We start from the raw sequence: 26,072 nt of genomic DNA, 5'->3' as shown, positions 1-26,072 counted from the left end.
GGGGCGCCCCGGGCCTGGGGGGGCCCCCCCCCCGGCGCCCGCCCGCGCCGCCCCCCCGCCCCCCCCCCGGCGGGGCCGCGCGGGTCGACTTCCACTGCCGGCTCGCCTGGCTGACGGACCGGCAGCTCGGCGAGGCCGCCGACGCCGCCCGGGAGGCCGGCATGGCGGTCGGGATCGTCCACGACCTGGCCGTCGGGGTGCACCCGGAGGGCTCCGACGTCTGGGCCCGGCAGGGCGACTTCGCCGCCGGGATGTCCGTCGGCGCCCCGCCCGACGCCTTCAACTCCCGCGGCCAGGACTGGGGCCTGCCGCCGTGGCGCCCCGACGCCCTCGCCGCCGCCGGGTACGCCCCGTACCGCGGCCTGCTGCGCGAACTCCTGCGGCACGCGGGCGCGCTCCGCATCGACCACGTGATGGGCCTCTTCCGGCTCTGGTGGGTGCCGGAGGGCCGGGAGCCCACCGAGGGCACCTACGTCCGGTACGACGCCGCGGCGATGCTCGCCGTCCTCGTCCTGGAGGCGCACCGGGCCGGCGCCCACGTCGTCGGCGAGGACCTGGGCACGGTCGAGCCGGGCGTCCGCGAGGCGCTCGCCGCGCGCGGGGTGTCCGGCACCTCCGTGCTCTGGTTCGAGCGGGACTGGGACGGCGGCGGCGCCCCGCTGCCGCCGGAGGCGTGGCGGGCCGGCTGCGTGGCCACCGCCACCACCCACGACCTGCCGTCCACCGCCGCCCGCCTCTCCGGCGACCACGTGCTGCTGCGCCACCGGCTCGGGCTGCTCACCGGCGACCTGGCGCGCGAGCGGGCCGCCGACGCGGCGGAGACCGCCGAGTGGCGCGCCCTCCTCCAGCGGCTCGGGCTGCTCCCGGAGGGCCCGGGCGACGAGGAGGCCGAGATCCTGGCCGTCCACCGCTTCCTGGCCCGCACCCCGGCCCGGATGGTCGGCGTGTGGCTGCCGGACCTGGTGGGGGACCGCCGGCCGCAGAACCTGCCGGGCACCTGGGACGAGTACCCGAACTGGCGGCTGCCGGTGGCGGGTCCCGACGGACAGCCGCTCTCCCTGGAGCGGATCGCCGCCTCGTCCCGCGCGCACGCGCTGCTGCGGACCGTCGCGGAGGGGGTCGGAGCCCGTACGGCACCCCCGGGCGCGCGGGCCGTTTAGGTGTTCGCTACTTTTGCACCGTGGACAAGAAGAACGCCCTGCGCGCCGGCGCCGTCGCGGCCGGTACGACGCTGATGATGCTGCTCATGTCGTCCCCCGCGCTCGCGCTGACCCGCGACGACGGTGACGACCCGGCCCCCAAGCTGGAGGTCGTCGAGACCCTCGGCCTGTTCGTGGCGCTCCCGCTGGCGCTGTTCCTGGTCATCGCCGGTCTGGTGATGGCCCTCGACAAGTCCCGCAAGAAGGCGTAACCGCGGCAGGCGTCACCGCCTCCTCCGCCCGTTCCCGAGGGCGCCGCACGGCCACCGGCCGCGCGGCGCCCTCGCGCATGCCCCGGGCCCGTGCGGCCGGCCCGTCCGCCGCGCGGCCCCGGCCCGTTCAGACGGTCGTGGCCCGGCCCGGTCAGGCGGTCGTGGCGAGCAGCTTCCGCAGCAGCCCGGCCAGCTGCTCCGCCTCCTCCCGGGTCAGCGCCGCCTCCACCGCCTCCCGCTGCCGCTCCAGGCCCGCGCCGACGGCCTGGTCGACCAGCTCCCGGCCGCGCTCGGTGAGCGTGACGCGCAGTCCGCGCCGGTCGTTCGGGTCGGGGCTGCGGGTGAGCAGCCCGGCCTTCTCCAGCTTGTCCAGCCGACCGGTCATCCCGCCGGTGGTGATCATCAGCGTGGCGGTCAGCTCGCGCGGCGAGAGCGTGTACGGCTCCCCGGACCGGCGCAGCGTCGCCAGCACGTCGAACTCCCCGAGCGCCATGCCGTAGGGCTTGTACGCCTGGTCCACCTGGCTCCGGACGGCGGCGGAGAGCCGGTGGATCCGGCCGAAGACCGCCATCGGGAGGGTCTCCAGGTCGGGGCGGACCGCGGCCCACTGGTCGGTGATGGCGTCGACGGCGTCGTGCGCGGGCGGCTGCGTGTTCATGACCTCAGTCTTCCGTTCTCTCCCACTCGATGGCAAGAAAGCCACTTGCAAGCAAGTAGCTTAGTGCTAAGTTAATTACCGCCAAGCCAGTCGCGCTCCGGACCGCCGGGGCCGCACCGCTGCAGGGGGAGTACCGCCATGTCCCGCAAGGCCGCCGTCGTCGCGCTCACCGCCCTCGCCCCGATCTCCTGGGGCTCGACCTACTTCGTCACCACCGAGTTCCTGCCGCCCGACCGGCCCCTCTTCACCGGCCTCATGCGGGCCCTCCCGGCCGGCCTGCTGCTCCTCGCGCTGACCCGCAGACTCCCGCAGGGCGCCTGGTGGTGGAAGTCGGCGGTCCTCGGGGCGCTCAACATCGGCGCCTTCTTCCCGCTGCTCTTCCTCGCCGCCTACCGGCTGCCCGGCGGCGTCGCCGCCGTCGTCGGCTCCGTCGGCCCGCTGTTCGTCGTCGGCCTCGCCGCCCTCTTCCTCGGCGAGAAGCCCACCGTGCGGACCCTGCTCACCGCCGTCGCCGCCGCCTTCGGCGTCAGCCTCGTCGTCCTCAAGGCGGGCGCCGCGTTCGACCTGATCGGCGTCGGCGCCGGACTGCTCTCCTCGCTCTCGATGTCCGCCGGCGTCGTCTTCACCAAGCGCTGGGGCCGCCCCGAGGGCGTCGGCGCCCTCGCGCTCACCGGCTGGCAGCTCACCGCGGGCGGCCTGGTCATCCTTCCGATCGCCTTCCTGGTCGAGGGCGCCCCGCCGGCCCTCACCGGCACCAACCTGGCCGGCTACGCCTACCTCGCCCTCGGCAACACCGCGATCTCGTACTTCCTCTGGTTCCGCGGCATCGAGCGGCTGAGCGCCTCCTCCGCCACCCTCCTCGGCCCGCTCTCCCCGATCACCGCGGCCGTCATCGGCTGGGCGGCGCTGGGGCAGGCCCTCGGCCCGGTGCAGGTCCTCGGCATGGTGATCGCCTTCGGCGCCACCCTCGCCGGCCAGCTGGCCCCCGCGAAGCCCAAGGCCCTGCCCGAGGCCCTGCCCGAGCCGCAGCCCGAGCCCGCCACATCGTTCAGTTCTGCTGAAAAGAACGGTCAGGAAGTTTCGATGGACCTGGATGTTTCGGCGGTGCGACGGTAGGCCGCATGACCCTCACGACACCCCGCCATCCGACCCCGGCCACATCGGCCACCACCGAGACCGTCACCCGGAGACCGGCCCCCGCCAAGGGTGCCGGTCTCGGTCTGCTGCTCGCCCTGCTCGCCACCGTCGTCTGGTCCGGCAGCTTCGTCGCCACCCGCGACCTGGCCGACTCCGTCCCGCCCGTCCAGGCCGTCTTCTGGCGCTGGGTCATCGCGCTCCTCGCGGTCGCCCCGTTCGCCGCCCGGCCCTTCTGGCGGCAGCGCGCGGTGATCCGCCGCCACCTCGGGCACACCGTCCTCGCCGCGCTGTTCGGCGTCACCCTCTACAACACCCTGGTCCACCAGGCCGGCCTGACCACCTCCGCCACCAACATGGGCATGATCATGGCCGCCTCCCCGGTGATCATGGCGGTCTACGCCCGGCTCGGCGGCGAACGGCTCGGCGCCCGCCGCCTCCTGGGCATGGCTGTCGCCGTCCTCGGCGTGCTCCTCCTCGTCGGCAAGGGCTCCCTCGCCATCGACCTCGGCCCCGGCGACCTCTGGATGTTCGCCGCCGCCCTCTCCTTCGCCTCGTACAGCGCCCTGCTCAAGCGCAGGCCGGCCGGGATCGACGGGCTCCCCTTCCTCTTCGCCACCTTCCTGCTCGGCGCCCTCATGCTCGCCCCCGCCCACGCCGTCTCCCTCGCCGTCCAGGGCGGCTTCCCCGTCACCCCCGGCACCGTCGGGCCCCTGCTCTACATCGGGGTGCTCTCCTCCGCCGTCGCCTTCTTCGCCTGGAACAAGGCGGTCTCCCTGATCGGCGCGGCCCGCGCCGGAGTCGTCTACCACCTCCAGCCGGTCTGCGTCGCCCTGCTCTCGTACGCCCTCCTCGGCGAGCGGCTCGGCCCGGCCGGCGGCGCCTGCATGGCGCTCATCCTGGGCGGCGTCGCGCTCAGCTCCACCCGATGAGCCGCGCCCGGTAGGTTGCGCCCCATGACCGAGTGGGACATCAAGAAGCTGCACATCCTGCGCACCCTGCGCGACCGGGGCACTGTCACCGCCACCGCGGAGACCCTGCTGATGACCCCCTCGGCCGTCTCCCAGCAGCTCACCAACCTCGCCCGGCAGCTCGGCGTGCCGCTCCTGGAGGCGCAGGGGCGGCGGGTCCGCCTCACCGACGCCGCCCACCTCGTCCTGCGCCACGCCGAGGCGGTCTTCGCCCAGCTGGAGCGGGCCGACGCCGAACTGGACGGCTATCTGCGCGGCGAGGCCGGCCAGGTGCGCGTCGCCGCCTTCTCCACCTCCGTCCCCGCGCTCCTCGTCCCCGCCGTGCGCCGGCTCCGCACCGACCGTCCCGGGCTCGACGTCCGGATCCGGGAGGCCGAGGCGGGGGAGGCGTACGAGCTGCTCACGGCCGGCGAGGTGGACCTCGCGCTCTCGCTCGCCGCCCACGCGCCCACCGCCCGCGACCCCAAGTTCAGCCGGGTGCCGCTGCTCGCCGACCCCCTCGACGTCGCCCTGCCCGCCGGCCATCCGCTGGCCGACGCGCCCGGCCTGCGGCTCGCCGACCTCGCCGCCGAACCCTGGATCTTCGGCGGCTCCGGCCCCTGGTCCGAGATCACCACCGCCGCCTGCGAGGCCGCCGGCTTCGTGCCCGAGCAGGCCCACAGCGCCTCCGGCTGGACCGCGATCCTCGCCATGGTCGAGGCCGGGCTCGGGATCGCGCTGGTGCCCCGGATGGCCGCCGCCGACCGCCGGAGCGGCACCGGCGTCGTCATGCGGGTCCTCTCCGCCGACCAGCCGCGCCGCCATGTCGTCGCGGCGGTGCGGCGCGGGGCCGAGGACGGCCCGGCGGTGGCCCGGGTGCTCGCCGCTCTGCGGCAGGCCGCCGTCCAGCGGGAGACCGTTCAGCAGAGCTGAAAAGACCTGTCGAAAACATTCGATGGACCCCGGGCCCGGGGCGCGGGACAGTCGGAACATGACCGCCATCGAGGACACCCAGGACCCGCACGCCAACGACGCCGCCCCCTACGCCGGAGGCGACCCGTACGCCGACTACCGCACGGGCGACTTCCCCTTCACCGAGCTGGTCGACCTCGCCGATCGCCGCCTCGGCGCCGGCGTCGTCGCCGCCAACGACGAGTTCTTCGCCGAGCGCGAGAACCTCCTCGTCCGCGAGCGGGCCGTCTTCGACCCGGAGCACTTCGGCCACAAGGGCAAGATCATGGACGGCTGGGAGACCCGCCGCCGCCGCGGCGCCGACGCCGAGCACGTCTTCCCCGCCCCCGAGGACCACGACTGGGCGATCGTCCGCCTCGGCGCCCCCGGAATCATCCGCGGCCTGATCGTCGACACCGCCCACTTCCGCGGCAACTACCCGCAGAAGGTCAGCGTGCAGGCCACCGCCGTCGAGGGCAGCCCCAGCCCCGAGGAGCTGCTGGACGCGAAGTGGGAGGAGCTCGTCCCGCCCACCGCCGTCCGCGGCCACGCCGCCAACGGCTTCACGATCGACAGCGACCGCCGCTGGACCCACGTCCGCCTCTGCCAGCACCCGGACGGCGGCGTCGCCCGCCTCCGCGTCCACGGCGAGGTGCTGCCCGACCCCGAGTGGCTGGACCTCCTCGGCACGATCGACCTGCTCTCCGTCCTCAACGGCGGGTCGTACGAGGACGCCTCCGACAGGTTCTACTCCTCGCCGACCCAGATCATCCTGCCCGGCACCTCCCGCAAGATGGACGACGGCTGGGAGAACCGCCGCCGCCGGGTCCGCGGCACCAACGACTGGGTCCGCTTCCGCCTCCCCGCCCAGGGCGCCGTCCGCGCCGTCGAGATCGACACCGCCTACCTCAAGGGCAACTCGGCCGGCTGGATCGCCCTCCACGGCCGCAACGGCGAGTCCGGCGAGTGGTTCGAGATCGTCCCCCGCACCCGCCTCCAGCCCGACACCCTGCACCGCTTCAAGCTCCCCGCCCACGCGGTCGTCACCCACGTCCGGCTCGACGCCTTCCCCGACGGCGGCGTCGCCCGGATGCGCCTGCACGGCTCCCTGACCGAGGAGGGCGCCGCCGACCTGCGCGCCCGCTTCGACCGCGCGAGCCGGTAACCCCTGGGCATGGCGAAGGGGCGCCCCCACGGGGGAGGGCGCCCCTTCGTCGTACGGATACCGCCAGTCTCTACTTCGCGGCCGCCGCGTCCGCCGCACGGGCCTTCAGGGCCCGCTCGACGCCCGCCCGCGACTCCGTCACCAGACGCCGCAGCGCCGGCACCGGGTCGTTGGCCGCGATCCACGCGTCCGTCGCGTCCAGCGTCTCCTGGGAGACCTGGAGCGTCGGGTAGAGACCGACCACGATCTGCTGGATCATCTCGTGGCTGCGGGTCTCCGACACGCGCTTGATCGACGCGAAGTACTTCTCCGTGTACGGGGCGAGCAGCTCGCGCTGGTCGGTCTGGACGAAGCCGCCGATCACCGCCTCCTGCACCGCGTTGGCCAGCTTGTCGTCCTCGACGACCGCCGCCCACGCCTCCGCCTTCGCGGCCTCGGTCGGACGCGCCGCGCGGGCCGTCGCCGCGTGCCGCTCGCCGGCCGCCGTGCGGTCCCGCTCCAGCTCCGCCGCGATCTCCGGCTCGTCGAACCGGCCGGTGGCCGCCAGCCGCTGCACGAACGACCAGCGCAGCTCCGCGTCGACCGCGAGCCCCTCGACGACCTCGCCGCCGTCGAGCAGCCCCGCCAGCAGGTCGAGGTCGGCGTCCGTGCGGGCGGTCGCCGCGAAGGCCCGCGCCCACGCCAGCTGGTGGTCGCCGCCCGCCTCGGCCGCCCGCAGCTGCTCCAGCGCGAAGGCGCCCCAGCGGGCCAGGCCCTCGGGCCGCCACTCCGGCGCCGCGTACAGGTCGAGGGCCGCCTTCACCTGACCCTGGAGCGACTGCACCACGCCGATGTCCGACTCCTTGGCGATGCCGGAGAGCACCAGCTCCAGGTAGTCGCGGGTGGCCAGCTCGCCGTCCCGGGTCATGTCCCAGGCCGAGGCCCAGCACAGGGCGCGCGGCAGCGACTCGGCGAAGTCGCCGAGGTGCGCGGTCACGTTCTGCAGCGACACCTCGTCGAGGCGGACCTTGGCGTACGACAGGTCGTCGTCGTTCAGCAGGACGACCGCCGGGCGCGACTTGCCGATCAGCGCCGGCACCGCGGTCAGCTCGGCCGCCTCGATGTCCAGCTCCAGGCGCTCGGTGCGGACCAGCTTGCCGGCCGCGTCGAGGTCGTAGAAGCCGATCGCGATGCGGTGCGGGCGGAGCACGGCCTCGCCCTTGGCGCCGGCGGGCAGCGCCGGGGCCTCCTGGCGCACCGCGAAGGCGGTGATCGAGCCGTTCTCGTCGGTCTCGATCTCCGGGCGCAGGATGTTGATGCCGGCCGTCTCCAGCCACGCCTTCGACCAGGTCTTCAGGTCGCGGCCCGAGGTCTCCTCCAGCGCGCCGAGCAGGTCGCCGAGGCGGGTGTTGCCGAAGGCGTGGCGCTGGAAGTACGCCTGCACGCCCTTGAAGAACTCGTCCTGGCCGACGTAGGCGACGAGCTGCTTGAGGACCGAGGCGCCCTTGGCGTACGTGATGCCGTCGAAGTTGACGAGCACGTCCTCCAGGTCGTTGATCTCGGCCATGATCGGGTGCGTCGACGGCAGCTGGTCCTGGCGGTAGGCCCAGGTCTTCTCCGCGTTGGCGAAGGTGGTCCAGGCGTTCGGCCAGCGGGTGCCCGCCACGGACGCCTGGCAGGCGACCGAGGTGTAGGTGGCGAACGACTCGTTCAGCCACAGGTCGTTCCACCACTCCATGGTCACGAGGTCGCCGAACCACATGTGGGCCAGCTCGTGCAGGATGGTCTCGGCGCGGCGCTCGTAGGCCGCGTCCGTCACCTTCGAGCGGAAGACGTACTGGTCGCGGATGGTGACCGCGCCCGCGTTCTCCATCGCGCCCGCGTTGAACTCCGGCACGAACAGCTGGTCGTACTTGGCGAACGGGTAGGCGTACGCGAACTTCTCCTGGAACCAGCCGAAGCCCTGCCGGGTCACGTCGAAGATGTGGTCCGCGTCCAGGAACTCCGCCAGCGACGGACGGCAGTAGATGCCCAGCGGCACGACCTGCCCGTCCGGGCCCTCGTACGTCGAGTGCACCGCGTGGTACGGGCCGACGATCAGGGCCGTGATGTACGAGGAGATCCGCGGGGTCGGCTCGAAGGCCCACACCCCGTCCTTCGGCTCCGGGGTCGGCGAGTTGGAGATGACGCTCCAGCCCTCCGGCGCCTTCACGGTGAACTGGAAGGTCGCCTTCAGGTCCGGCTGCTCGAAGGACGCGAACACCCGGCGCGCGTCCGGCACCTCGAACTGGGTGTACAGGTACGCCTGGCCGTCGACCGGGTCGACGAAGCGGTGCAGGCCCTCACCGGTGTTGGTGTACGCGCAGTCCGCGACCACCCGCAGCTCGTTGCGGCCCTGCTTCAGGCGCGGCAGAGCGATCCGCGAGTCGCGGAAGACGGCGGCCACGTCCAGGGAGTGCCCGTTGAGCACGGCCTCGTGGACGGCGGGGGCGACGAGGTCGATGAAGCTCTCGGCGCCCTCCTCGGCGGAATCGAAGCGGACGGTGGTGACGGACCGGTAGGTACCGCCCTCCTGCGCACCGGTGAGGTCCAGTTCGACCTCGTACGCGTCCACGGTCAGCAGCGCCGCCCGCTGCTGGGCCTCTTCACGGGTCAGGTTCGTACCAGGCACCCGGTCAACTCCTCGGTTTCGTGACGTTTGGCCCATCCTTCCACGGGGTCCTCGGGGAGCGCATCGCGCATTTCCCAGGGCGAACACGGAAGAACGGCGGTCACCCGGAAGGATGACCGCCGTTCTTCGCGTGGCCGTGGGGTCAGCCCTTGAGCTCGGCCGCCACCAGCTCCGCGATCTGCACCGCGTTCAGCGCGGCGCCCTTGCGCAGGTTGTCGTTGGAGAGGAAGAGCGCCAGGCCGTTCTCGACGGTCTCGTCGACGCGGATGCGGCCCACGTACGAGGCGTCCTTGCCGGCCGCCTGGAGCGGGGTCGGGATCTCGGACAGCTCGACGCCCTCGGCGTCCTTCAGCAGCTCGTAGGCGCGCTCGACGCTGATCGGACGCTCGAAGCGGGCGTTGACCTGCAGCGAGTGGCCCGAGAAGACCGGGACGCGCACACAGGTGCCGGAGACCTTCAGCTCGGGGATCTCCAGGATCTTGCGGGACTCGTTGCGGAGCTTCTGCTCCTCGTCGGTCTCGTGCGAGCCGTCGTCCACCAGGTTGCCGGCCAGCGGCAGCACGTTGAAGGCGATCGGGCGGCGGTAGACGCCGGGCTCCGGGAAGGCCACGGCCTCGCCGTCGTGGGCCAGCTCGGTGGCGCGCTCGGCGACGGCCTTGACCTGGCCGTCCAGCTCGGCGACGCCGGCCACGCCCGAGCCGGAGACGGCCTGGTAGGTGGTGGCGATCAGCGCGGTGAGGCCGGCCTCCTGGTGGAGCGGCTTGAGGACCGGCATGGCGGCCATCGTGGTGCAGTTCGGGTTGGCGATGATCCCCTTGGGGCGGTCCTTGACCGCGTGCGGGTTGACCTCGGAGACCACGAGGGGGACCTCGGGGTCGCGGCGCCAGGCGGAGGAGTTGTCGATCACGACGGCGCCCTGGGAGGCGACCTTCTCGGCGAGGGCCTTGGAGGTGGCGCCGCCGGCGGAGAAGAGCACGATGTCCAGGCCGGTGTAGTCGGCGGTGGCCGCGTCCTCGATCGTCACGCCGTCGACGACCTTGCCGGCGGACCGGGCGGAGGCGAAGAGCCGCAGCTCGTCGACCGGGAAGTTCCGCTCGGCCAGGATCTTGCGCATGACTGTGCCGACCTGACCGGTGGCTCCGACGATTCCGACCTTCACGGGGACTCCTCCGTACGTGTGTGCAGGTGCTGCCGCTCCCCATCATGCGTGCCGCCTGCCGCTGCTTGTCCAATCCATTGTCCGAGGAGCGGGACGCGGTCCGACGGATGAACGTTCCGGGGCGGTCGCGCGTCGAAGGGGGGTCACCGGCAGGGAGGAGGCGGGGTGGAGCAGATGGACGCGGCGCTCGTGGACCGGGTGCGGGCGGTCCTGGCGCTGGGCGGGGTGCCGTACGCGGAGCTCCAGGACGGGGTGCAGCAGGTGGGACTGCGGCTCCTGGAGGCCCGGGCGAAGGGGGACCCGCCGCGCTCCCCGGCCGCCTGGTGCGCGGTGGTCGCCACCCGGGTGGCCGCCGACTGGCACCGGGCCCGCCGCCGCGACGAGCGCCTCGGCGAACGGCTGACCGCCCTGCCGGAGCCCTCCGGCGGCGGTGGCGAGGAGGCCCGGCTGCTCGCGCTGACGGTCGCGGACGGGCTGGAGGCGCTGCCGGAGAAGCAGCGCCAGGTCCTGGTGCTGCGCTTCTACGCGGACCTGCCGGTGGCCCGGATCGCCGAGGAGCTGGGCGTCCCGGAGGGGACCGTCAAGAGCAGGCTGCACGCCGCCGTCCGCGCGATGCGGGAGCGGCTCCACACGGACGAGGTGGTGTGAGGGTGGAGGAGAAGGAGCGGGACCCGCTGGCGCTGGTGCTCGGCGAGGAGCCGTTGCCGCCCGGGGCCGAGGACGACCCCGAGGTCGCCCGCGCCCTCGCGGACGTGGCCCTGATCCGCGCGCAGCTGGGCGTCCTGGCGACCGCCCTGACGGCGGAGCCCGTACCGACGGCTCCGGTCGTACGGCCCCGGCGGCGCGGCCGGATCGTCGCCTGGGCGCTCGCCGCCTGCGGGGCGCTCGGGGTGCTCGGGACCGGCGGCGCCTGGCTGGCCGCGCAGCCCCAGGGCGGCATCGACAGCGGCGGGAGCAGCGCGAAGCTCTCCGCCGGCGGGATCGTCGCCTGCGCCACGGACGTCGCCGAGGGCACGGTCGCCCGGGTCGAGCCGCTGCCGGGGGAGGGGGAGCTCCGCGTGGTGCTGCGGGTGGAGCGCCGGTACAAGCCGGAGGGCGCCGGCTCGGGCGAGCTGGCCTTCCGCGGCTGGGCGGCGGACCCGTCGTACTACCGGCCCGGCGTGCGGATGCTCGTGATCGTCTCCCGCTTCCCCGACGAGGGGGTGCTCACCTACCGGGAGGACATGGAGCCGCCCGGCGAGCTGGGCGAGGACGTCGGCCCGGTCCGCGACGAGCTGGAGTACGGCCGCGCGTGGGTGGCGGAGGGGCTGCGGGAGGGGGTCGGCGACTGCCCGGGCCGGGGCTGAGCGGGGAAGGGGCGGAGGACGGCGGCGGGGCGGGGACGCGGAAGGGGGGGGGGCCCCCCCCGGCCCCCCCCCCGACCCAGAAGCCACGGGGGGTACGGTGTGGGTGTGGGGCGATAGAGTCGGGGGGGGGGGGGGGGGGGGGTGGGGGGGGGGGGGGTGGGGGGGGTGCGGGGGCGGGGGGGGGGGGGGGGGGGGGGCGGGGGGGGGGGGCCCCCCCCCGGGGGCCCCCGCCCCTCCTCGTACCGCCCGGGGTGTTACGGGGTGACGGTGCCGATCAGGACGCTGCCGGTGCCCGCGACGGTGCCGCGCGCGTTGAGCAGCTGGACCTGGCCGAAGAACTGGCGTCCCTCGGGGGCCTGGGCGCCGACGACGACCTCGGCCGGGACCTTGGTGGTCGCGCCGTTGGCCAGCGGGTACGTCTTCGTCTCGTCGACCTTCACGGTGCCGAGCGCGGACGAGTAGTACACGTCCTTGTAGTCGTAGGTCGTGCCGCCCTCGGCGTGGACCGCGTAGCCGTCGACGACGACCTCGTAGGTGCCGGCCTTCGGCTTGACGAGGGAGACGGCCTCCTCCGAGTCGCCGTCGGCGGACGAGCCGACCTTGACGCCGTTCAGGAGCACGGTCAGGTCGAGGTCGGCGGCCTTGTCGGAGGTGTTGCCGATCGCGATGTCGAGGCGCTCGACGCCCTCACCGATGGTGACGGTCTTCTTCTGCGACTCGTGGTGCTGGATGGTCGGGGTCTCGACCTTGGCCGAGCCGAGCGAGCCGCCCTTCAGCTTGCCGTCGATGCCGGCGAACTTGTTGGTGACGGTCCACTCGACGGCGGACGGGGTGCCGACCTTCGCCTCGGCGACCGTCTGGACGGCCGGGTCGAAGGAGGCGCCGAGCACGGAGACGTCCAGCTTGTACGGGTTGTCCAGGTCCGGCGAGGTGCGGCGCGCCTCGACCTCGATCTCCCAGACGCCGGCCTGCGGGTTGGTGTACGAGCGCAGGTCGGGGCGGCAGGTGTTCGCCGGGTTGTAGTGCGGGTAGCAGCCCGTGGTCGCGGTCGGGTCGACCGGGACGCCGTACGGGTGGATGGCGATGAACCGGGTCTGGCTCTTCTCCTTCAGCCCGCCGATCCGCACCTCCAGCGAGGTCGCGCCCTGCGGCACGGTCACGAAGTACGACTTGGTGCTGTTGCGCTGCACCGAGCCGGCGGCGGAGAAGCCGTAGCCGGGGGCGACCAGGTCGCTCGCGACGACCGAGGTGGCCATGATCTGCTTGTCGACGCCCTCGGTGCGCTCGTCGTCGGCCTCCAGGAGCACGCTGTGCACACCGGCGGTGGTCGGACGGGCCTCCAGCTTGACGGTGACCGGCTTGTTCAGCGGCAGGTCGACCTCGTCGTCGCCGAGGATCCGGAAGGTGCCGTCGTTGTACTTGAGGTCCAGCTCGTGCTCGACGGCACGGTCCGGGCCGCTGGTGCGGGTGACGGTGACGTCGTAGACCTTCTTCTGGCCGACCTTGAGGCCGCCCTCGCGGTCGTACACACCGGTGCCGGTGTGCGGGGCCGGGAAGATCACGGTGTCGACCGGGGCCTCGACCTTGTAGGAGTGGGCGGTGGCCCCGTCCTTGATCGAGTCCCAGGCCTCGACGACGTCGACGAGACCGGCGCCCTGCTCGTGCGCCGCGACACCCGGGATCCGCTTGGCGGTCGAGGTGAGGGCGGTGCGCAGGGTCAGCGGGGAGAGCTCGATGCCGCGCTGCTTGGCGGCGGAGAGCAGCAGCGCGCTCGCGCCGGCGACCTGCGGGGACGACATCGAGGTGCCGTTGAGCATGCCGTAGCCGGCGGGGAGCGCGTAGCCGGACTCGGCGACGCCGGCGCCGGCCTGCCAGGTCGGGATGGTGTTCACGGCCGAGCCCGGGCCGGTGACCAGCGGGGCGGCGCCGCCGTCCTCACGCGGACCGCGCGAGGAGAACGGGAACATGGCGTACGACTTCTCGACGGCCGAGCCGTAGTTGGCCGCCCAGGTGGACCGGGAGACGGCCGCGCCGACCGAGAGGACCTTGTCGGCCAGGCCGGGGTCGCCGATCGTGTTGGTGCCCGGGCCGGAGTTGCCGGCCGAGATCACCAGCTGCACGCCGTACTCGTCGATGAGACGGGTGTAGAGGCGGGCGCGGACGTTGTCGCCGTCGTTCAGCGCGGGCAGGCCGCCGATCGACATGTTGACGATGTCGACGCCGCGGTTGACGACGAGGTCGACCATGCCCTCGGTGAGGGCGGTGTTGGTGCAGCCGCCGTCCCAGGTGCAGGCGCGCGAGGAGACGATCTTCGCGCCGGGGGCGGCGCCGTTCATCTTCCCGCCGAACAGGCCCTTGGCGGCGGTGATGCCGGCGACGTGGGTGCCGTGCGAGGACTCGACGACGCCGATGTTGACGAAGTCGCGCTTCTGGCCGACCCAGGACCCGCCGTACGGGTCCATCGGGACGTCCTTGCGGATCTGCACGACGAACGGGGTGCGCTCGACGACGTCGGTGGCCGGGTTGTCGGTGCCGAAGTAGCCGATGCCGTGACCGTCCTTGAACGGCTTCATCGGCTCGTTGTCCGTGAAGTCGTTGTCCTGGTCGGTGTCGACGCGGACGGTGCCCGCGGCGGCGTCGTACAGCAGGCCGAAGACGTCGGTGGTGTCGCCGTCGCGGTTGATGTCGCCGGCCGGGTCGCCGCCCGCCGTGACGGACTCGCTGAACCGGCTCCACTGGTAGGCGCCCTCGGGCGCCTTCCAGGACTGCGAGGCGGCGGTGAAGACCGGGCCCGCGACCGGGGTGACCTGGGCGCGCCAGGTGCCGTCGCCCTCGGTGATCGGGTCGGTGGCGGTGACCCAGTCGACGATCTTGCGCTCGCCGGTGGTGGTCTTCTGCAGGGCCGGGTGGGCCAGGTCGACGCCCGAGTCGAGGATGCCGATGGTCACGCCGCGGCCGTCGGCCTTCGGGTGGTCCTCGACGAACTCGACGGCGCCCGTCTCGTGGGACGGGTTGTACGGGTTCTTCGCCGGGGTGTACTTCGACGGCGCCGGGTAGGTCCGGTCCACCGTGGTGCCCTCGACGGCACCGGTGACGCCCGCGTCGGGGCGCGGGTCGTCCAGCTCGATCTCGGCCTGGAGGTCGAGCGACTGGACGGAGGAGAGCTTCGCGGCGGCCTTGATGGCGGCCTCGGCCTTGGCGGTCGGCAGGGTCGCGCGGACGTAGCCGAGCTCGTCGTTGCGGTTGCCGATCGAGCCGCCGGGGACGGCGTCGAGCTGACCGGCGACCTGCTCGGTCGCGCCGGGCGCGGTGGCGACCAGGACGGTGACGTGCGGCTCGCCGGCGGCCTCGGCCTCGGCGAGGCGCTGCGCGTCGGTGGCGCCGAGCTTGTCGGCGGGCTCCGCGGCCTTCACCGGGGGGTTCGTCGCCGGGTTCTCGGCGGCGAGGACCGGAGCGGCACCGGCCGCGACGAGCGCGGTCACCAGGCCGGCGGCGGCGGCGATCCTGGCCGCCCGCCCGGTCCCGGTCGAGCGCCCGGGTATGGAGCTCTGGGTTTCGGGGGTGGTCATTTACATCCCTGTTTGTGAAAGAAGAGGGTCCGGATTTCGGTACCGGATGACCGCTCAGCCTTTCGCAAGTGACAGGGTTTTGTGGAGAGTTCCTGGAGGGCATGTTGTGTCCATGGCGTACATCCGCCACCGCGCGTCCTCCGCCACACGGCACGAATCGCCCTCAACGAGGGCGATTCGACGGGTGGTTCCGGGCCGTCACTGATCCTTCGTGCGGGCGTAGTGCCGGGACGCCTTCGCCCGGTTGCCGCAGGTCGCCATCGAGTGCCAGCGGCGGGTGCCGTTCCGCGAGGTGTCGAAGAAGTGCAGGATGCACGCCTCGTGCGCGCAGGTCCTGATCCGGTCCGGGGCGGTGCGGAGCAGGTCCAGGTAGTCGCGGGCGGCGGTCCAGCCCGGCCCCCACGCCGGATCGGCGAACTCGGCCCGTTCGCCGGGGCCCTCGGCGGTGAGCAGCGCGCGGATCCGGCCGTGCTCCAGGACGGCGTCGACCCGGGCGACCGCGTCGGGGTCGCCGGGCCGGTCGACCAGCGCCTTCAGCGCCTCGCGGGCGGTCCGGGTGTGCCGGAGCGTCGCCTCGTCGGCGGTGAACCGCCCGTCGAGCCCGTTGGCCGCGAGCCAGACGGCCAGCCCCTCGGTGCCGGTGAGGAGGTCCTGGCGCTCGCCCTCCCGCATCCACCGGGTGTTGAGCAGGTCCAGCGAGACCGGCTCGCCGGTGTGCGGCCGCGGATCGGTGACGGACATGGCGGGCATCCTCCTCGATCCCCCGGCGATCTAACCCCTCAAGCGTACGTGACGGGTTGCGGCCGCCGCCCTCTAACCCCTAAAGTCGAATTAAGTGGTTAGCCCGGAGGGGGCGACCGACGACGAGGGGACCGTCATGTCCGCGATCGGCACGCTGAACACGGCGCACATCGGCATCAACGTCACCGACCTGGACCGCTCGCTCCGCTTCTACGGCGACGTCCTGGGCTTCGAGGTGATCGGCTCCGGCGACGCCGACGGCCGCCGCCACGCCTTCCTGGGCCAGGGCGGCACGCTCGTGCTCACCCTCTGGCAGCAGGCCGGGGCCGGGTACGACGCGGGCCTGGCCGGCCTGCACCACCTGGCCTTCGAGGCCGAGTCCATCGAGAAGGTCCGCGAGGCCGAGGCGGCCCTCAAGGCGGAGGGCGTCACCTTCGCCTACGACGGCGTCGTCGCCCACCGCGAAGGCGCGGCCTCCGGCGGCATCTTCTTCCACGACCCCGACGGCACCCGCCTCGAAATCTCCGTCCCCAAGGGCGCGGAGGAGTCCCCGGCCCCCAACGCGGCGGCCCCGACCTGCGGCTTCTTCTAGCGGCCGGCCCGCTTGCGGGCACACCGCCGAACGTGGCCCCCCGCGGCCGGGGGCCGCACCCGCACCCCCCGCACCCGCACCCACCCCGGAGGCGCACCATGAGCACCACGGCCTACCACCACGGCTCGCTCGCCGTTCAGAAGCGCCTCGGCGTCCAGCACGCCGCCGCCCACATCGCCCCGAGCATCCGCCCCGGCATCCGTCCCGTCGCCGCCGCGTTCCTGGAGGCCCAGCCCATGCTGGTCCTCGCCGCGGCGGCGCCGGACGGCCGCGTCTGGGCGACCCTGCTCACCGGCGCCCCCGGCTTCGCCCGCGCGACCGGCCCGCACACGGTGTCGGTCGCAGCCGCCCCCCGCCCCGGCGACCCGCTCGCCGAGGCCCTGGCGGCCGGGACCCCCGTCGGCACCCTCGCCCTCGACCCCCGCACCCGCCGCCGCATGCGCCTCAACGGCACCGCCCGCCCCAGCGCCCGCGGCCTGCTGATCGAGGCCGAGCAGGTCTTCGCCAACTGCCCCAAGTACCTCCAGAAGCGCGAGCTGTACGACTCGGGACCCGCCGGCCCGGACACCCCGCCCGCCCGTCGCGGCGACGCCCTCACCGAGGCCCAGCTGGCCGCCGTCCGGGCGGCCGACACCTTCTTCGTCGCCACCACCGGGCCGGACGGCGCCGACGCCAGCCACCGCGGCGGCAACCCCGGCTTCGTCCGCGCCGAGAGCCCCCGCGAACTGGTCTGGCGGGACTACCCGGGCAACGCGATGTTCCTCACACTCGGCAACCTGGAGACCGACGACAGGGCCGGTCTCCTCTTCCTGGACTGGGAGAACGGCACCACCCTCCAGCTCAGCGGCCGGGCCGAAACGGTATACCGTTCTGAGGAGCGGTTCGTCCGCTTCCGGGTCGACAGCGTCGTCGAGACCCCGGCCGCCAGCCCCCTGCGCTGGTCCGCGCCCGAGTACTCCCCGGCCAACCCGACCACCCCCTGAACCGCCGCCGCACGCCGCACCGCACGCCGCACCGCCCCCTGCCGCCCGCACGCGGACTCCCGATCCACGATCCCGAGGAACCCGTGACCACCAGCTCCCAGGCTCCCGAGGCCACCGTGCCCACGCCGTCCGCGCCCGCCCCCGCCCCCGTACGCCCCGGACCGCCGCCCCGCCCGCGACCGGCGGCGGTGCTGCTCGCCACCGCCGCCAGCACCGTCGCCCTGCTCCTGCTCGTCGCCCTCGGCACGGTCCTGGACCACCCGCTGCTCATACCGCCGCTCGCCGCGAGCATGGCGCTGGTCGCCGCCTCCCCGGACCTGCCGCTCTCCCAGCCCCGCTCGGTCGTCGGCGGCCAGCTCCTCTCCGCCCTCGCCGGCTTCGCCGTCCTCGCGGTGGCCGGCCCGGGCCTGTGGAGCGCCGCCGTCGCCGGCGGACTCGCCCTCGGCGTGATGATGCTCGCCCGCGCCCCGCACTCCCCGGCCGCCGCCACCGCGGTGGTCGTCGCCCTCGGCTCCCCGCCGTTCTGGACCTTCACCGGCCTGCTGCTCGTCTCCTGCGCGCTGCTCGTCGCGGTCGGCCTGCTCGCCGCCCGCGTCACCCGCCGCCGCTACCCCGTCTACTGGTTCTGACCGGTCCGGCCGCCGCCCCCATCGCCTAACCTCGCCCCATGAAGCAGGAGTTGAGGGTGGCGGCCTACGCCGTGTGCGTCCGTGACGGCGAGGTCCTCCTCGCCCGCTGGGTCGCCAAGGACGGAACCAGGCGCTGGACCCTGCCCGGCGGCGGCATGGACCACGGCGAGAGCCCCGTCGCGACCGTCGTCCGCGAGGTCGAGGAGGAGACCGGATACGTCTCCGAGCCGATCGCCCTCCTCGGCGTCGACTCGGTCACGCGCGACTGGCTGCCCCGGATCGGCGCGCCCGGCTCCTGGCACGGCCTCCGCCTCCTCTACGAGGCCCGGATCACCGGCGGCACGCTCCGGCCCGAGACCGGCGGCTCCACCGACCTCGCCGCCTGGCACCCCCTCGCCGCCGTGCCCGACCTGCCCCGGGTCCACCTCGTCGACATCGGCCTCGACCTCTGGCGCACCCGCCCGCCCCTCGGCCACTCCGCCCTCACCGACCCGCACGGCAACTAGGGCGCTGAGGACGGCCGGAAACCACTCAACCGGCACGACCCCGCTCAACCCTCCCGTCCCGCCCCCGGTCCTCCCCGCCGAACGCAGCACCGGACCAGCGAGACATGGGGACCACATGACCAGCACCCGCACCCGCACCGCCCGTACCGTCGTCGCCGCGGCGCTCGCCGCCGGCCTCACCGTCACCGCGCTCGCCGCCCCCGCCCTCGCGGCCGGCCCCACGGCCCCCGCGGCCGCCGCGCAGAAGGACCACGCCGCCACCCGGGCCGCGCTCCAGGCCAACGTCGACGCCGGCGTCCCCGGCGTCGTCGCCCAGGCCCGGGTGGACGGCCGCTCCTGGACCGGCACCGCCGGCGAGCGCGACGGCGACGACCGCTTCCGCGTCGGCTCCATCACCAAGACCTTCGTCTCCACCGTCCTCCTCCAGCTCCAGGCCGAGGGCCGGATCGACCTCGACGACCCGGTCGAGAAGTGGCTGCCCGGCCTCATCCGCGGCAACGGCCACGACGGGCGGAAGATCACCGTCCGGCAGCTCCTCAACCACACCAGCGGCATCTACGGCTACACCGAGGACCCGACGTTCCAGCAGGAGGTCTTCGGGACCGGCTTCCTGGAGCACCGCTACGACACCTGGGACCCGCGCGACCTCGTCGGCATCGCCATGAACCACGCCCCCGTCTTCGCCCCCGGCACCGCCTGGCGCTACTCCAACACCAACTTCGTCGTCGCCGGCCTGGTCATCGAGAAGGTCACCGGCCGCCCCTACGGCAAGGCCATCGAGAACCGGATCATCAAGCCCCTCAAGCTCCGCGCCACCAGCGTCCCCGGCACCCGGGTGAACGTCCCACAGCCCAGCAGCCGCGCCTACTCCACCCTCGTCCCCGAGAAGTCCGCCCCCGTCCACGACGTCACCGAGCTCAACCCCTCCCTCGCCCACGCCGCCGGCGAGATGATCTCCGACTCCGCCGACCTCCAGACCTTCTACCGCGCCCTCCTCAAGGGCCGGCTGCTCCCGAAGGCCGAGCTGCGCGAACTGACCACCACCCTGCCGGTCTCCCCCCAGTACCCCGACTACCGCTACGGCCTCGGCATCTCCTGGCAGAAGCTGAGCTGCGGCACCGAGATCTGGGGCCACGGCGGCGGCATCCACGGCTCCATCTCGGAGGCGTACACCACCCGCGACGGCCGCCACACCCTCGCCGCCAACGCCAACGCCGACTGGACCGGCGACACCCAGGCGATCATCGAGGCCGAGTTCTGCGGCACCGAACCGAAGAAGTAGCCCGTCACCGGGGCAGGACGACGACATAGGCGGCGGGCTGCCGCTCCGACGCGGCCATCAGCGCCGTGCGGACCACGGTGGCCTGCTGCTCCATCGCCTCCCGCAGCTTGCGCGGGGTCAGATGGACCACCGTGATGCCCAGCCGCTCCAGGTGCTCCCGCTTGCGGGTGTACTCGGACCACATCGCGTCCTCGTCCTGCCGCGGCGCCCGGGTGTCCAGCTCCACCGCCACCGCCTGGTCCGGCCAGTAGGCGTCCACCCCGCCCAGGTGCGGGCCGCCCGGCAGCCGCAGGTCCACGTTCCACAGCGGGTCCGGCAGCGCGAAGTCCCGCACCATCTCGTACAGCCGCTCCTCCGACAGCGCCCGCCCCTCCACCAGGAGCGAGTCCACCGCGTCCACCACGTGCGGCCGGGTCAGCAGCCGCGACCGGCTCAACTCCCGCACCAGCACCGGGGGTTCGCAGTGGCCGCCGCGGACCGCCTCGGTCAGCAGCCGACGCACGGTCTCGGCGTCGTGCAGCCCCGAGACGGCGTCGGCGACCGCCCGCGCGACCGGCGCCACCGGCAGCCCGGTCAGCTCCACCGGCTCCGGCGGCTCCGGCGCCCGCACCACCCGCACGAAACCGGTCGAGCGCAGCCGTCGGGTCCGGCCCACCAGGACGTCGATCCGGTCCAGGGCGGTCAGCGGGGGAGCGGAGGAGAAGCCGTGCAGGGCCAGCGCGGCGAGCCCGGTGATCATCGCGCCCGGTCCGTACAGCGGCGCCTCGCCGTCCCGGCGGGCGTACAGCAGCGCGGCCCGCAGCCGGTCGTCGCTGGTCGGCGCGCCGGGGCGGAGCAGGAAGACGCCCGGCAGCAGCTGCTGCCAGTCGCCGCCGGCCGCGACCCGACCGGCGACCTCCGCGGCGGGCACGCCCATGGCGCGCAACTGGCCGGTGGACGCGAGTCGTTGGGTGATGCCCGCGGGGGAGGAGAGGGGGCGGGGACCGGGGGTGATGGGGGTGTTGTGGTTCATGCCGGGGGTCTTCCGCTCCCCGGCCCGGTCCTAACGGCCTGTTACAAGGCGGTGGCTCAACCGGCACAAGACGGCACTAAAGTACGCGCGTTCGACTGCCGAGAGGGGCCGCGGCCCCCCTCGGCGGTCGGGGCGGGGGCGCTCACCCCTCCAGCGCGTCGCACTCCTGCGCCCGCAGGGCCCGGGCCAGGTCGTCGCGGGACTCCAGGACGAGCCGCCGCAGCGCCGGGGCCGCGTCCGCGTGCTCCGCCAGCCAGGCGTCGGTCGCCGCCAGCGTCTCCGGACGGTCCTGGAGCGCCGGGAAGAGACCCCGCACCACGTCCATGCCGATCTGGATCGACCGCTCGGCCCAGATCCGCTCGATCACCGCGAAGTACTTCTCCGCGTACGGGGCGGTCAGCTCCCGCTGCGAGGGCTGCGCGAACCCGGCGATCACCGCGCCGACCAGCGCGTTCGACAAGGTGTCGGACTCGACGACCTGCGCCCACGCCTGCGCCTTGACCGCCGCCGACGGACGCGCGGCGAGCAGCCGCACCTGGTGCCGCTTGCCGCTCGCGGTGTCGTCCCGGGCCAGCTCCTCGCCGATCCGCACCTCGTCGGCCCGGCCCTGCTCGGCCAGCGTCGAGAGCAGCGCCCAGCGCAGCTCCTGGTCGACGTCGAGCCCGTCGATCCGGGCGGTGCCGGCAAGCAGCCCCTCCAGGAGCTGGAGGTCGGCGTCGGAGGAGGCGGTCGCGGCGAAGAAGCGCGCCCAGGTCAGCTGGTGCTCGCTGGCCGGCTCGGCGAGCCGCAGCTCGCGCAGGCCGCCCTCGGCGAGGAGCCGGCCGCCCTCCGCCCGCCACGCGGGGGCCGCGTAGTGGGTGACGGCGGTCCGCGCCCAGGCGTGCACCATCTGGAGGACGCCGATGTCGGTCTCGCGGCCCGCGAAGGCGAGCACGGCGGCGACGAAGTCGCGGGCCGGCATCAGCCCGTCCCGGGTCAGGTTCCACAGCGCCGACCAGCACAGCGCGCGGGCCAGCGGGTCGGTGATGTCCCCGAGGTGCTCGCGGAGGGTGTCGAGGGAGCCCTCGTCGAAGCGGACCTTGCAGTAGGTGAGGTCGTCGTCGTTGACGAGGATCAGATCCGGCCGCTCGCTGCCGGCCAGCCCGTCGACGACGGTCCGGACCCCGGCCACGTCGGCCTCCACGCGCGCGTACCGCACGAGTGCGCCGTCGGTGAGCCGGTAGAGGCCCACGGCGATCCGGTGCGGGCGCAGCTCGTCGCCCTCCTGGAGGACGGCGAGCTCGGTGATCCGGCCCTCGGCGTCGTAGGTGACCTCGGGGGCGAGCACGTTGACGCCGGAGGTCTGCAGCCAGGACTTCGACCAGGCCCGCATGTCCCGGCCGGAGGTCTCCTCCAGCACCGACAGCAGGTCGCCGAGGCGGGTGTTGCCGTAGGCGTGGCGCTTGAAGTAGCGGCGCGCGCCCTCCAGGAAGGCGTCCCGGCCCGCGTAGGCGACGAGCTGCTTGAGGACGGAGGCGCCCTTGGCGTACGTGATGCCGTCGAAGTTCAGCTTGGCGTCCTCCAGGTCACGGATGTCGGCCGTGATCGGGTGGGTGGACGGCAGCTGGTCGGCGCGGTAGGCCCACGCCTTGCGGTTGTTGGCGAAGGTGACCCAGCTGTCGGTGAAGCGGGTGGCCTCGGCGAGCGCGAAGGAGCCCATGAAGTCGGCGAAGGACTCCTTCAGCCACAGGTCGTCCCACCAGACCATGGTGACCAGGTCGCCGAACCACATGTGGGCCATCTCGTGCAGGATCGTGTTGGCGCGCCGCTCGTACGCCGCCCGGGTGACCTTGCCCCGGTAGATGTACTCCTCGGTGAAGGTGACCATGCCGGGGTTCTCCATGGCGCCGAGGTTGTACTCGGGCACGAACGCCTGGTCGTACTTGCCGAAGGGGTACGGGTAGTCGAAGAGCTCGTGGAAGAGGTCGAAGCCCTGCTTGGTGACGAGGAAGACGTCGTCCGCGTCGAAGTGCCGGGCGAGCCCCTTGCGGCACATCGCGCCGAGCGGGATCTCGACGTCGCCGCGCCGGTAGGTGTCGGTGACGTAGTGGTACGGGCCGGCCACCACACAGGTGATGTACGTGGAGATCGGCTGCGTCTCGGCGAACCGCCACACCCCGTCGGCGCCCTGCTCGCCGGCGCCGTTGCTCCACACCGTCCAGCCGTCGGGCGCGGTCACCTCGAAGCGGTACGGCGCCTTGAGGTCGGGCTGCTCGAAGTTGGCGTACACGCGGCGGGCGTCGGCCGGCTCGTACTGGGTGTACAGGTACACCTCGCCGTCCTCGGGGTCGACGAAGCGGTGCATGCCCTCGCCGGTGCGGCTGTACGCGCACTGGGCGTCGACGACCAGCACGTTCTCGTCCGCCAGGCCGTCCAGGGCGATCCGGGCGCCGTCGAAGACGACCGCCGGGTCCAGCTCCCGCCCGTTGAGGGTGACGGAGGTGACCGACGGCGCGAGGAGGTCCACGAAGGTCGTGTCGGCCTCGCCGGTGCGGCGGAAGCGGATCGTCGTCACCGAGCGGAAGGTGCGCACCGCCTCCGTGGACTCGCCGACCGCCGAGCGCAGGTCGAGCGCGACGTCGTAGCCGTCGACGGACAGCAGCGCGGCCCGCTCATGGGCCTCGTCGCGGGACAGGTTCTCACCGGGCACGGTCACTCCTTCGTGGCGTGTTCGAAACAGCACCGATCCTCCCATGCGCACCTTTCACCCGGTGCACGGGAATGCCGACCCGGCCGGCTGGTGTTGCGCCAGGTCGGCGCACATCCCCGTTTCCGCGCCCTGAGGAGTGACATGTCCGAGAGCAGGACCACCGCAGAGTTCTTCTTCGATCCGCTGTGCCCGTGGGCCTGGATGACCTCCCGGTGGATGCTGGAGGTGGAGAAGGTCCGCCCGGTGGACGTCCGCTGGAAGGTGATGAGCCTCGCCGTCCTGAACGAGGACCGGCTGGACGAGGTCTCCCCCGAGTACCGGGAGATGCTGGAGACCAAGGCGTGGGGCCCGGTCCGCGTCGTCATGGCCGCCCGGCAGCTGCACGGCGACGAGGTCGTCGGCAAGCTCTACACGGCCCTCGGCACCCGCTTCCACAACAACGGCGAGGGCCCCACCCGCGAGGCCGTCGTCGGCGCGCTGCGTGACGTCGGCCTCCCCGAGGACCTGGTGGAGTACGCCGACCAGGACACCTACGACACCGAGCTGCGCGCCTCCCACGCGGAGGGCATCGGGAAGGTCGGCCAGGACGTCGGCACCCCGGTGATCGCGGTGCCGGGCCCGGACGGCGACGAGGTCGCCTTCTTCGGCCCGGTCGTCACCCCGACCCCGCGCGGCGAGGCCGCGGCCCGGCTGTGGGACGGCACGCTGCTCGTCGCCTCGACCCCGGGCTTCTACGAGATCAAGCGCACCCGGACCGCGGTGCCGAGCTTCGAGTAGGCGTTTCGGTCATGGAAGGGCCCCCACGGTTCACGTCACCGTGGGGGCCCTTCTTTCATCCGCCTGCCCGGTGAAGGTGGAGAAGACGATCACGAGCAGGAGTTGCGTACGGCTCAGATGCCGATGAGCGGGGTGCGCCCCTTCGCGTCGGCGTACCGCTTCTGCACGTCCTGCCAGTTCACGACCTGCCACATGGCGTCGATGAAGTCGACCTTCTGGTTCTTGTACTGGAGGTAGAAGGCGTGCTCCCAGGCGTCGAAGACCAGGATCGGGACCGAGCCCTGGCCGACGTTGCCCTGGTGGTCGTAGACCTGCTCGACGATGAGGCGGCCGCTGATCGGCTCGTAGGCGAGGACGCCCCAGCCGGAGCCCTGGGTGGTCGCCGACGCCTTGGTCAGCTGGGCCTTGAACTTCGCGAAGGAGCCGAAGGACTCGGCGATCGCGTCCGCGAGCTCGCCCACGCCGTCGGCCGCCAGCGGCTCGCCGCCGCCCTCGCCGGCCTTCGGGCTCGCCATGTTGTTCCAGTAGATGGAGTGGAGGATGTGGCCGGAGAGGTGGAACGCGAGGTTCTTCTCCAGGCCGTTGATCGCCCCCCACTGCTCCTTGTCGCGGGCCTCCTCCAGCTGCTCCAGCGTGTCGTTCGCGCCCTTGACGTAGGCCGCGTGGTGCTTGTCGTGGTGCAGCTCGATGATCTGCGGGTTGATCACCGGCTCCAGCGCCGCGTAGTCGTACGGCAGCTCCGGAAGTGTGTAGATCGCCATGTGTGCCGAGCCCTTCGACTGACTGCTTATTGCAACCTATATGCAAGTGCAGGCTAACAGCACCTGCGGAAGAAGTTGATCAGCCCTTCGACCTAGGCCCCCGCCGCGCGCCCCCCTGCTTCCGCGCGCTCCGCCGAACGGCGGACGCCGCCGCTGTCCCCGGCCCGTTCAAGATCCATAACGTGCGGACATGAAGCTCCCCCTGAGATGCGCCGCCGCCGGCGTCCTGGTCGGCCTGCTCGCCGGCACCGCGCAGGCCGCCGCCCCCTGGCGGCAGGTCGGCACCGACGCCCGCGGCGGCGTCAGCGGCCTCGCCCACGAGGGCGACGGCGCCACCGCCCTCGTCGTCCACGACAACAAGCGCGCCGGACAGCCGCGCCTCTCCCGGATCGCGTACGGCACGGACCCCGTCGCCGTCACCCCGCTGGTCTGGGAGGGCGCCGAGCCCGTCGACCTGGAGGCGATCGAGGCGATCCCCGGCACGCCGGGGGAGTACCTCGCCGTCGCCGCGCGCGGCATCGTCTACCGGCTGAAGGTCACCGGCACCACGGCCACCGTCGTCGAGTACACCCCGCTGCCCGCGATCCGCCCCGGCGACGACTTCGAGAGCTTCGCGCTCGTCGCCCGGGACGGGCGGTACGCCGCCCTGTGGGCGGACCGCGGCGAGGGACCGGACCGGCCCGCCACCCTCTTCTCCGCCCCGCTGACCTTCGCCTCCTGGGGCGAGCCGAGGTTCGGCGCCGTCACCCGGCGCAGCTTCACGGCCCCCTACCCGACGGGCGCGGGGACCCGCCACGTCTCCGACATCTCCGTCACCGACTCCGGCCGGATCCTGGTGGGTTCGGCGGCCGACGCGGGCGACGACGGCCCCTTCGACTCCGCCGTGACCGACGCGGGCCAGGTCTCCCTCACCGCCGCCGGCGCGGTACGCGTCTCCCTCGCCGCCCGCCCGGTCCCGCTCGGCACCTTCCCCGGCCACAAGACCGAGGCCGTCGAATGCCTCCCCGGCGGCGCGGCGCTGCTCGGCACCGACGACGAGAACCAGGGCGGGCAGATCCGCACGGCGCCCTACTGCGGGAGCTGACCCGGCCCCGTACGCGCGAACGC

General features: G+C 73.5%; 23 protein-coding genes. 15 read left to right on the top strand and 8 right to left on the bottom strand.

The genetic code is table 11. The features are described from left to right. A partial coding sequence (locus ACFW1I_RS30315) for a 4-alpha-glucanotransferase (RefSeq protein WP_384675902.1) occupies positions 1 to 1,160 on the top strand: 1,160 nt, incomplete at its 5' end. Positions 1,161 to 1,180: 20 nt separating this feature from the next. Continuing rightward, entirely contained in the window at positions 1,181 to 1,411 is a 231-nt protein-coding gene (locus ACFW1I_RS30310) for a hypothetical protein (protein ID WP_384675900.1), read from the top strand. 151 nt (positions 1,412 to 1,562) lie between these two features. Here ACFW1I_RS30310 and ACFW1I_RS30305 read toward each other — a convergent pair whose 3' ends face one another. Further along, the gene (locus tag ACFW1I_RS30305) at positions 1,563 to 2,069 is read right to left on the bottom strand and encodes a MarR family winged helix-turn-helix transcriptional regulator (RefSeq protein WP_384675898.1); all 507 of its coding nucleotides are present in this window, start codon (positions 2,067 to 2,069) and stop codon (positions 1,563 to 1,565) included. A 138-nt stretch (positions 2,070 to 2,207) separates the two neighbouring features. Between ACFW1I_RS30305 and ACFW1I_RS30300 the strand changes: the two genes are divergently transcribed. The 4 genes from ACFW1I_RS30300 to alc are packed head-to-tail and all read left to right on the top strand — an operon-like array spanning position 2,208 to position 6,269. Next, positions 2,208 to 3,185, top strand: coding sequence for an EamA family transporter (locus ACFW1I_RS30300; protein WP_384675896.1), 978 nt, complete (start codon positions 2,208 to 2,210; stop codon positions 3,183 to 3,185). Between the two features lie 5 nt (positions 3,186 to 3,190). Beyond that, positions 3,191 to 4,135, top strand: a complete 945-nt coding sequence (locus tag ACFW1I_RS30295; RefSeq protein ID WP_384675894.1) for a DMT family transporter — start codon at positions 3,191 to 3,193, stop codon at positions 4,133 to 4,135. Between the two features lie 24 nt (positions 4,136 to 4,159). Then, positions 4,160 to 5,086: a LysR family transcriptional regulator gene (locus ACFW1I_RS30290; RefSeq protein ID WP_384675892.1), complete on the top strand. Its 927-nt coding sequence runs from the start codon at positions 4,160 to 4,162 to the stop codon at positions 5,084 to 5,086. Positions 5,087 to 5,144: 58 nt separating this feature from the next. Next, the gene (gene alc / locus ACFW1I_RS30285) at positions 5,145 to 6,269 is read left to right on the top strand and encodes an allantoicase (protein WP_384675890.1); all 1,125 of its coding nucleotides are present in this window, start codon (positions 5,145 to 5,147) and stop codon (positions 6,267 to 6,269) included. A 70-nt stretch (positions 6,270 to 6,339) separates the two neighbouring features. Here the strand turns inward: alc and pepN (ACFW1I_RS30280) are convergent, their stop codons facing one another. Together pepN (ACFW1I_RS30280) and ACFW1I_RS30275 are read right to left on the bottom strand one after the other, a co-directional pair. After that, positions 6,340 to 8,919: an aminopeptidase N gene (gene pepN / locus ACFW1I_RS30280; protein ID WP_384675888.1), complete on the bottom strand. Its 2,580-nt coding sequence runs from the start codon at positions 8,917 to 8,919 to the stop codon at positions 6,340 to 6,342. Between the two features lie 142 nt (positions 8,920 to 9,061). Further along, on the bottom strand, positions 9,062 to 10,078 hold the full coding sequence (locus ACFW1I_RS30275; protein ID WP_384675886.1) for an aspartate-semialdehyde dehydrogenase: 1,017 nt from the start codon (positions 10,076 to 10,078) through the stop codon (positions 9,062 to 9,064). A 174-nt stretch (positions 10,079 to 10,252) separates the two neighbouring features. Here ACFW1I_RS30275 and ACFW1I_RS30270 point away from each other — a divergent pair, with 174 nt between their 5' ends. Together ACFW1I_RS30270 and ACFW1I_RS30265 are read left to right on the top strand one after the other, a co-directional pair. Further along, positions 10,253 to 10,726 carry a sigma-70 family RNA polymerase sigma factor gene (locus ACFW1I_RS30270; protein ID WP_384675909.1) on the top strand — a complete coding sequence of 158 codons (474 nt, stop codon included), beginning with the start codon at positions 10,253 to 10,255 and terminating at the stop codon, positions 10,724 to 10,726. A 2-nt stretch (positions 10,727 to 10,728) separates the two neighbouring features. Then, positions 10,729 to 11,424: a hypothetical protein gene (locus ACFW1I_RS30265; protein WP_384675884.1), complete on the top strand. Its 696-nt coding sequence runs from the start codon at positions 10,729 to 10,731 to the stop codon at positions 11,422 to 11,424. A 254-nt stretch (positions 11,425 to 11,678) separates the two neighbouring features. Here the strand turns inward: ACFW1I_RS30265 and ACFW1I_RS30260 are convergent, their stop codons facing one another. Further along, positions 11,679 to 14,993, bottom strand: a complete 3,315-nt coding sequence (locus ACFW1I_RS30260; protein WP_384675882.1) for a S8 family serine peptidase — start codon at positions 14,991 to 14,993, stop codon at positions 11,679 to 11,681. A 198-nt stretch (positions 14,994 to 15,191) separates the two neighbouring features. Next, entirely contained in the window at positions 15,192 to 15,734 is a 543-nt protein-coding gene (locus ACFW1I_RS30255) for a CGNR zinc finger domain-containing protein (protein ID WP_384675880.1), read from the bottom strand. 136 nt (positions 15,735 to 15,870) lie between these two features. Here ACFW1I_RS30255 and ACFW1I_RS30250 point away from each other — a divergent pair, with 136 nt between their 5' ends. From ACFW1I_RS30250 to ACFW1I_RS30230, 5 genes are all read left to right on the top strand, one after another. Then, positions 15,871 to 16,326, top strand: coding sequence for a VOC family protein (locus ACFW1I_RS30250; RefSeq protein ID WP_384675907.1), 456 nt, complete (start codon positions 15,871 to 15,873; stop codon positions 16,324 to 16,326). A gap of 98 nt (positions 16,327 to 16,424) precedes the next feature. Further along, a complete protein-coding gene (locus ACFW1I_RS30245; protein ID WP_384675878.1) occupies positions 16,425 to 17,309 on the top strand; it encodes a pyridoxamine 5'-phosphate oxidase family protein in 885 nt (294 codons plus the stop codon). An 83-nt stretch (positions 17,310 to 17,392) separates the two neighbouring features. Continuing rightward, positions 17,393 to 17,938, top strand: a complete 546-nt coding sequence (locus ACFW1I_RS30240; protein WP_384675876.1) for an HPP family protein — start codon at positions 17,393 to 17,395, stop codon at positions 17,936 to 17,938. Positions 17,939 to 17,976: 38 nt separating this feature from the next. After that, positions 17,977 to 18,444, top strand: a complete 468-nt coding sequence (locus tag ACFW1I_RS30235) for an NUDIX hydrolase (RefSeq protein ID WP_384675874.1) — start codon at positions 17,977 to 17,979, stop codon at positions 18,442 to 18,444. A 115-nt stretch (positions 18,445 to 18,559) separates the two neighbouring features. Then, the gene (locus ACFW1I_RS30230; protein ID WP_384675872.1) at positions 18,560 to 19,726 is read left to right on the top strand and encodes a serine hydrolase domain-containing protein; all 1,167 of its coding nucleotides are present in this window, start codon (positions 18,560 to 18,562) and stop codon (positions 19,724 to 19,726) included. Positions 19,727 to 19,730: 4 nt separating this feature from the next. On the opposite strand, the gene ACFW1I_RS30225 is transcribed toward ACFW1I_RS30230, so the two are convergent. Both ACFW1I_RS30225 and pepN (ACFW1I_RS30220) read right to left on the bottom strand, forming a co-directional pair. Beyond that, entirely contained in the window at positions 19,731 to 20,738 is a 1,008-nt protein-coding gene (locus tag ACFW1I_RS30225) for a hypothetical protein (protein ID WP_384675870.1), read from the bottom strand. Positions 20,739 to 20,880: 142 nt separating this feature from the next. Next, a complete protein-coding gene (pepN, locus tag ACFW1I_RS30220; RefSeq protein ID WP_384675868.1) occupies positions 20,881 to 23,427 on the bottom strand; it encodes an aminopeptidase N in 2,547 nt (848 codons plus the stop codon). A 141-nt stretch (positions 23,428 to 23,568) separates the two neighbouring features. Here pepN (ACFW1I_RS30220) and ACFW1I_RS30215 point away from each other — a divergent pair, with 141 nt between their 5' ends. Beyond that, positions 23,569 to 24,204 carry a DsbA family protein gene (locus ACFW1I_RS30215; protein ID WP_384675866.1) on the top strand — a complete coding sequence of 212 codons (636 nt, stop codon included), beginning with the start codon at positions 23,569 to 23,571 and terminating at the stop codon, positions 24,202 to 24,204. Between the two features lie 113 nt (positions 24,205 to 24,317). Here the strand turns inward: ACFW1I_RS30215 and ACFW1I_RS30210 are convergent, their stop codons facing one another. Continuing rightward, entirely contained in the window at positions 24,318 to 24,965 is a 648-nt protein-coding gene (locus ACFW1I_RS30210) for a superoxide dismutase (RefSeq protein WP_384675864.1), read from the bottom strand. A 190-nt stretch (positions 24,966 to 25,155) separates the two neighbouring features. On the opposite strand from ACFW1I_RS30210, the gene ACFW1I_RS30205 reads away from it, so the two are divergent. Continuing rightward, complete coding sequence (locus ACFW1I_RS30205; protein WP_384675862.1) at positions 25,156 to 26,049, top strand: hypothetical protein; 894 nt, start codon at positions 25,156 to 25,158, stop codon at positions 26,047 to 26,049. Positions 26,050 to 26,072 lie beyond the last annotated feature (23 nt).

It is taken from the genome of Streptomyces sp. NPDC058955 (assembly GCF_042741435.1).
In the GTDB taxonomy this organism is placed as follows: domain Bacteria; phylum Actinomycetota; class Actinomycetes; order Streptomycetales; family Streptomycetaceae; genus Streptomyces.
This window is presented reverse-complemented; position numbering and strand designations above follow the sequence as displayed.